Genomic DNA, 6718 nt, shown 5'->3' with positions numbered 1-6718 from the left:
CTGCGAAGCGGGGGAGGGAAGGGGCCCACGGCGAAGCCGTGGGAAGGGTGGGGGCAAACACCTACCCCAGCGCCGCCCTCAAACTCGCCTCCAGCGGCCGCACCGTATAGCCCAGCTCCTGCACGGCTTTGCCGCTGTCGAACCCGCCGCCGCCCAGCGCCAGCCGGACGCCCGTCACCGACGCGGTGGGCGGGCGGCGCGTCACATGGTCGGACAGCCATTCCTCCACCCGCGCGGCCGCCAGCGCCAGGGCGGGCGGCACGGAATGGCGGTGGAGCGGCACCCGGCCGCACAGCCGGTCGATCCGCTCCGCCAGATCGCCCAGCCCGATGTCCATTCCCCCCAGGATGTAGCGCTCGCCGACCCGCCCGCGCTCCGCGGCCAGGATCATGCCTTGCGCGACGTCGCGCACGTCCACGAGATTCAGCACGCAATCAAGGATCAGCCGTGGCCCGCCGCGTCGGAACAGGCGCAGCATGGCGTTCGGCGGGGTGGGGAGCCGGTCGCCGGAGCCGATGGGAGCCGTAGGGTTGACCACCACCACCGGCAGCCCTTGCGCCGCGGCGGCCAGCGCGTCCTTTTCCGCGAGATACTTGGACCGGCAGTAGGGACCGGCCAGCGCCGCCAGCCCCGGATCGGCGCGCTCATCGAGGCGGCGCGGCGGCGGGTGGCCGATCATCACCGCCTCGGTCGAGCAATGGACGAAGCGCCGCACGCCCGGCGCCCGCGCCGCCGCGTCCAGAACCACCCGCGTGCCTTGCCGGTTCACCCGGTCGAACACGGTCGGGTCGCGGTCCCACAGCGTGGCGACGGCGGCGAGGTGATGGACCCGCTCCACCCCCTCCAGCGCGCGGGCCACCGCCGCCGCGTCGAGGATGGAGCCGCGCTGGACCTCCACGCCCGGCGGCACGTCGTCCGGCGGGTCCTGAAGGTCGAGGATGCGCACCCGCTCGCCGCGCGCCGCCAGCGCCGTCACCAGATGCCCGCCGATGAAGCCGTTGCCCCCGGTGACGAGGGTGATGCCCATGCCCTTACGCCCCGCCGAGGATGCGGTCGGCGTTGCTGTTGAGGTCGCGCGTCAGGGCGGTCAGCCCGCCGCCGCGCAGCGTGTTCTGGAACTCCGAGCGCTGGGTGGCGAGCTGGCTGACCGTGCCCTTCGCCAGCACGTCGAGGATGCGCCAGCGGTCGCCTTCCGGACGCAGCAGATAGCTCAACCGCACCGGCGTCTTGCCCGCGCGCACCAGATCGGTGTCGACCAGCAGCATCCCGCGCGGGGCCGGCCGCTCGCCGACGATTTCGAGCCGCTGGCCGTCGTAGCTGTCGAACCGGTCGACATACTGGGCGGCGCTGCGCCGGGCGAAGGCGTCCAGCGCCTGCCGCTTCTCCGGCTCCGCCGATTGGTCGAAATAGGGAGCGGCGGCGACGCGGAGCGCGGCTTCCAGGTCGAAGGTGTCGAGCATCACCGGCAGGAATCGCTGAAGCCGCGCCCGCGCCGGCTCCCGTCCCGCGGCCTCCCGCATCAGGGACAGGATAGCCTCGTTCAGCCGCGCCACCGTGGCGCGGGCGCCCGGCGTGGTGCCGGCTTGCTGGGCCACGGCGGGAACCGGCAGCAGGCCAGCCGCCAGGACGGCCAGCGCGAGCGCGGCGCGCATCCATGCTCGGCGTGAAGAAGACCCAGTCATCGCGGCGCGCCCCGTCCTGTTCCGGCAAGAGTCGATGGAAATCTGCCCGTTCGGGGCAGACGAATTCAACCGTCCGTGTGGGATGTAACAGCGTTCGGGCCGGTCTATCCTCCTGCGCGGCGCTGTCGAAGGGAGGTGTCCGGATGGGTGGATCGGCGAAGAGGGCAAGCGGATGGATGCCGATCCCGGACCATCCGCTGTATGGCTGCGACGCCGTCACGCTGCTGACTGTGCTGATGCGCAACGGTGGGCCGCGGGGTGCCGGCTGGCCGACGGCGCTGGCGGCGTTGGCCTCGGCGGTCGGGCGCGCGCCCTTCTCGCTGGCGGAGGCCGGGTGGGTGGCGGCGCGGCGCCGGAAGGACGCCGGCTTGCCGCCGCCGGTCTTCATCCTCGGCCATTGGCGCAGCGGCACGACTCATCTCTACAACGTGCTGAGCCGCGACCCGCAATTCGGCATCATCGACCCCTTCGCGGTCGGCCTGCCCTGGGACATGCTGGGGCTGGGCTCGGTCCTGCGGCCGCTGCTGGCCCGCGCCCTGCCGGAGCGGCGCTACATCGACAACGTGCCGGTCAAGGCCGACAGCCCGCAGGAGGACGAGATCGCGCTGGCGAACATGTCTCCGCTCTCCTTCTATCATGGCCTCTATTTCCCGGAGCGGTTCGACGAGAACCTGCGGCGCGGCCTCTATTTCGACGGTTGCACGGCGGCGGAGCGGGATGCCTGGAAGCGCCGCTTCCTCTATTTCCTGGAGAAGGTGTCGATCGCCCAGGGTGGGCGCTGCATCCTGCTGAAGAACCCGGTCTACAGCGCGCGGGTCGCCATGATGCGGGAGATCTGGCCCGACGCGCGCTTCATCCACATCCACCGCGACCCGCGCGCGGTGTTCGTCTCTACGGTGGGCTTCTACCGGACGCTGCTGGCGCGGCTGGCGCTCCAGCCGCACGGGCACATCGATGTGGAGCGGGTGGTGCTGGACCACTATCCACGCATCATGCAGGCGCTGATCGACGACACGGCCGACCTGCCGGCGAACCGCTTCGCCGAGGTGCCGTTCGAGCGCTTCGAGCGGGCGCCGCTGGAGGAGATGGAACGGCTGTACCAAACGCTGGAGCTGCCGGGTTTCGCGGCGGCGCGCCCGGCTTTCGAGGCGTATCTGGGGGCGGTAAGCGATTACGCGAAGAACCGCCACCGCCTGTCCGACGAGGGACGGGAACGGGTGGACCGCGAATGGGCGCCCTTCGTCGCGCGCTGGGGGGCCGGTGTGGCGTGAGGGCTTTTGCCCCCTCCCTAACCCTCCCCCGCACTCGCGGGAGAGGGGACTGCCGCCGCTCCGCCCAAAATTCCCTCCCTCGCCAAAGGCGGGGGAGGGTTAGGGAGGGGGCAGCCGCACTCCTCCTCACTCTCCTCACCCACCCCGCCCAATCCGCCTGCCGCACCGTCTCCGTCACCGCCGATGGCGCCACCGTCACCGGCATCGAGGACATGGCGCTCGACGCGGCGCGTGGTCAGGCGGTGCTGTCGGCCTACGACCGCCGGGCCGGAACCACGGGCGGCCTCTATCTGCTGAATCTGCAATCCCTCGACGCATCGGCCGTCGCCGCCGTCCCCCTCGCCACCGGCCTGCGCCCGGCGGGCATCGACCTGCGCGCGGAGCCGGACGGCGCACGCTCCCTGCTCGCCGTCAGCCGTCATGAGGACGGGTCGGCGACGGTCGAGCGCTACCGCTTGGACGGCGCCACCCTGACCCACCAGGGCACCACCGCCAGCTCCTTGCTTTGCCGGGCCAACGACGTGGCCTTCCTCGACGGTGAGCGTTTCCTCTTCACCAGCAGCCACGGCGGCTGCGGCTGGGGCGCCGTGATCCGGGACAACGTCCTCGGCGGGCGCCATGGCTTTGTCGGCCTCGTCGAGAACAACGACGCCCGCACCCTGATCGGTGGGATCGGCTTTGCCAACGGCCTGTTCCCCGACCCGAGCCACGACCGGCTGACCGTCGCCGCCACGCGGGAGGAGGCTCTGCTCGTCTACCGCCTTTCCGACCCGCAGGCCCCGCCGCGGCGCGTCGCCGTGCCGGGCGGGCCGGACAACCTGACGATGTCCCCGGACGGCCGCTTGCTGGCGGCGCTGCACCCGTCGCCGGTCCGGCTGGCGCTGCACCGTTACGGCTGGCCGGGTGGGGCGGTGGCACCGACCCGCGTCGCGGCGCTCGGCCCCGCCGGGGTGGAGATCCTGCTGGACGAAGATGGACAACGCTTCCCCGCCGCCACGGTCGCCGTCTCGTGGAAGGGGCGGCTGGTCATCGGGTCGGTGACCGCACCGGGGCTTCTGGTCTGCGACGAAGCCGCCGGCGGTGCCACAAAATCATCAGCGCCGGCAGAACCACAAGCGACGAGATGACCGTGTAGGTGATCGACACCGCCAGCAGCACCCCCATGCTGGACAGCCCGCGGTGATTGGACAGCGCCAGCGTGGCGAAGGCGGTGCTGGTGGTCAGCGTGCTGACCAGGACGGCGCGCGGCGTGCTGGTCACCAGAAGCTCGATCCCGAAGGCGCTGTCCGACGCGCCTTCCCGCACCAGATCCTGTCCGCGCGTGACCATGTGGATGCTGCTCGACACGCCGAGCGCGAACAGCAGCGGGATGACGATCACGTTGGCGAAGTTGAAGGGAATGTCGAGCAGCCCGGCGGTCGCCATCGTCCACAGGGCGGCCAGGACCAGTGGCGCCAGGATCAGCACCATCCCGGTCACCGAGCGCTGAACGGCGACCAGCAGAAGCACCATCAGCACCAGCGTCAGCGCCGTCGCCTCCAGGAAGGAGGAACCGACGACCCGGGCCGCCTCCGTCACCGTCACCGGGGCGCCGGTGGCGTTGGGCGCCACGGCCAGCACCGCGTCGGCGAAGTCGGCCATCGCGCGGCTGTCGGAGATGTCGTGGGTGGGCAGCACCTCGACGCGGGCGCGTCCGTCCGCGGCGATCCAGCGGGCCTTCAGGCTGTCCGGCACGTCGGCGGTGGTCACCGGCTGCTCCACCGCCATGCCCTCGCGCAGCCGGTCGAGCAGGGGCGGCACGCCCCCGGTCAGCGCGGCGTCGAGCGTGGCGAACTGCGCCGGCCGGACGCGGGCCAACGCGTCGTCAAGGCTCTGAACGGCGGCGCGAAGCTCGGGCGGACCGTCGTGCTTGTCCGTCCGATAACCGCCCAGCACCGTCCTCAACGTGGCGACGGCCCGCTCCAGCCCGTCCTGATCGAGCGCGGCCGAGGCGACAGGGGCGGCGAGGCTGGGACCGAGCAGCAGCGACATGTCGGCCAGGATCGGCAGCTTGGCCTCCTGGTCCTTGGGGATGAAGCTGGCGAAGGTGCGCACGCCGCCGGATTCCGGCAGGGCGCGCAGCCGGTCGGCCAGCGCCTGCGCCGCCGCGAGGTCGGGCGTCAGGATGTTGACGGAGTAGGGCGAGGTGCGCGGCGTGGTCGCCAGATCGCGGTAGGTGGCGACGGCCTCCGTCGTCTCGTCCTGCAGATTCAGCGGGTTGACGTCCAGCCGCACCAGCGGCAGCGCCGCCATGGACAGGACGGCGCTGGCCCCGGCCAGACCAAGGATCGCGCGATGGTGGCGGCTCACCCAGCCGGCGAATCCACGGTTCTCGCGTTCCGGCGCCGGGACACCGGGGCCGGGGCGCAGCAGGACGATCAGGGCGGGCAGAAGGCTCAGGCTGATGAGCAGGGCCACCACCATGCCGACGGCGGAGATGACGCCGAACTCCGCCAGCCCCAGATAGGCGGTCGGCACGAAGGACAGGAAGCCGATGATCGCGCACAGGGTGCTGAGCACCAGCGCCGGCCCGACCGCCCGCACCGCCTCGATGGCCGCGGCCAGCGGCGGCAGGCCGCGCCGCAGTTCCTCCTGGTAGCGCAGGCCGAGATGCCCGCCGTAATCGTCGCCCAGCCCGAAGAACATCACCGCGCAGGTCACGGAGATCAGGTTCAGCCGTCCCACGGTCAGCGCCGCCGCCCCGGCGCTCAGCGTCAGGCCGAGCAGCAGGACCACGAGGATGCAGGCGATCAGTCGCCCCGACCGCATTCCGGCGATCAGCACGGCCGAGACCAGAATAAAGGACAGGATGGTGGCGACGCCGGCGCTGTTGGCCACCGTGTCCAGCTCCGTCTGGCGCAGCGGCACGGCGCCGGTGACCCGCATTTCGACCCCCTGTCCGACCGGCTCCGCCATCACCGCGCCGATGGCCTCGTGCACCGCGGTCACCGCAGGACGCCCGCGCCCGAAGGAGCTGTTGTCGAGGATGGGCCGGGCCAGGACGAAGCGGCGGTTGGCCGCCCGGTCCTCGTCATCCGCCGCCTGCACCAACCCGGTCCAGGACAGCGGCACCGGCTGGCCGTCCGCCACTGTCGCGGTGCTGACCGCCAGCCGGTTCAGCAGCTCGGCCGGGGTGGTCGGCGCGCCATCGTCCGCGTGGGTCAGGATCAGGTCCAGCAGGTCGGCTAAGCCCTGGAGGTTCGGGGCGGCGTTCAGCGCGCCCAGAGCCGCCTGTGCCCCAGCCAGCCGGGTGGCCAGATCCTGCAATTTTCCCGTGTCGAGGAAGAGCAGGCCATAGCGGTGGAAGTACGGGTCGGCGGACGGCACCTCCACCCCCGACAGCACGTCGGTACGGGCGGACAGGCGCTCCGCCAGACGTACGGCGGCGGCGTCCGACTGGTCGGGGGACGCGCTGTCCACGACGACGACGATCTGGTCGTCGGCGAAGGGGAAGGCCTGCCGGTACTCCTCGGTGTGCTGGCGGAAGGCGGTGTCGGGCGAGATCATGTCCGACGTGCTGGTGCTCATCGTCAGATTGTCGGCGGAATACCAGCCCGCCAGCACAGTCATCAGCACCCAGACGCCCAGCGTCACCTTTGGCCTTCGGCAGGACAGGGCGCCCAGGCACCCGATCATGGCGCGGCCGAAGTCCGCCATCCGGTCCAGGACACCTTGCCGTTCTGTCACGCTGTACGTCTCCGTCGAAAGCGTACGTAGTCTGCCAGG

5 protein-coding genes are annotated in these 6718 nt (G+C 71.6%); 2 read left to right on the top strand and 3 right to left on the bottom strand.

From position 1 onward, the window contains the following. Positions 1-61: 61 nt before the first annotated feature. Both DXK32_RS27085 and DXK32_RS27080 read right to left on the bottom strand, forming a co-directional pair. The gene (locus DXK32_RS27085; protein ID WP_114861351.1) at positions 62-1027 is read right to left on the bottom strand and encodes an NAD-dependent epimerase/dehydratase family protein; all 966 of its coding nucleotides are present in this window, start codon (positions 1025-1027) and stop codon (positions 62-64) included. Between the two features lie 4 nt (positions 1028-1031). Next, entirely contained in the window at positions 1032-1652 is a 621-nt protein-coding gene (locus DXK32_RS27080; protein WP_114861350.1) for an ABC transporter substrate-binding protein, read from the bottom strand. Between the two features lie 206 nt (positions 1653-1858). Between DXK32_RS27080 and DXK32_RS27075 the strand changes: the two genes are divergently transcribed. Both DXK32_RS27075 and DXK32_RS27070 read left to right on the top strand, forming a co-directional pair. Continuing rightward, the gene (locus DXK32_RS27075; protein WP_114861349.1) at positions 1859-2953 is read left to right on the top strand and encodes a sulfotransferase family protein; all 1095 of its coding nucleotides are present in this window, start codon (positions 1859-1861) and stop codon (positions 2951-2953) included. Between the two features lie 212 nt (positions 2954-3165). After that, positions 3166-4080, top strand: coding sequence for a hypothetical protein (locus DXK32_RS27070; RefSeq protein WP_114861348.1), 915 nt, complete (start codon positions 3166-3168; stop codon positions 4078-4080). Here DXK32_RS27070 and DXK32_RS27065 read toward each other — a convergent pair. Beyond that, positions 3980-6679, bottom strand: coding sequence for an MMPL family transporter (locus DXK32_RS27065; protein ID WP_114861347.1), 2700 nt, complete (start codon positions 6677-6679; stop codon positions 3980-3982). The genes DXK32_RS27070 and DXK32_RS27065 overlap by 101 nt on opposite strands. Positions 6680-6718: the final 39 nt, after the last annotated feature.

The organism is Azospirillum brasilense (genome assembly GCF_003349955.1).
Lineage (GTDB): Bacteria > Pseudomonadota > Alphaproteobacteria > Azospirillales > Azospirillaceae > Azospirillum > Azospirillum brasilense_B.
The sequence above is the reverse complement of the archived record's forward strand: the minus strand, read 5'-3'. Positions and strand labels throughout refer to the sequence as shown.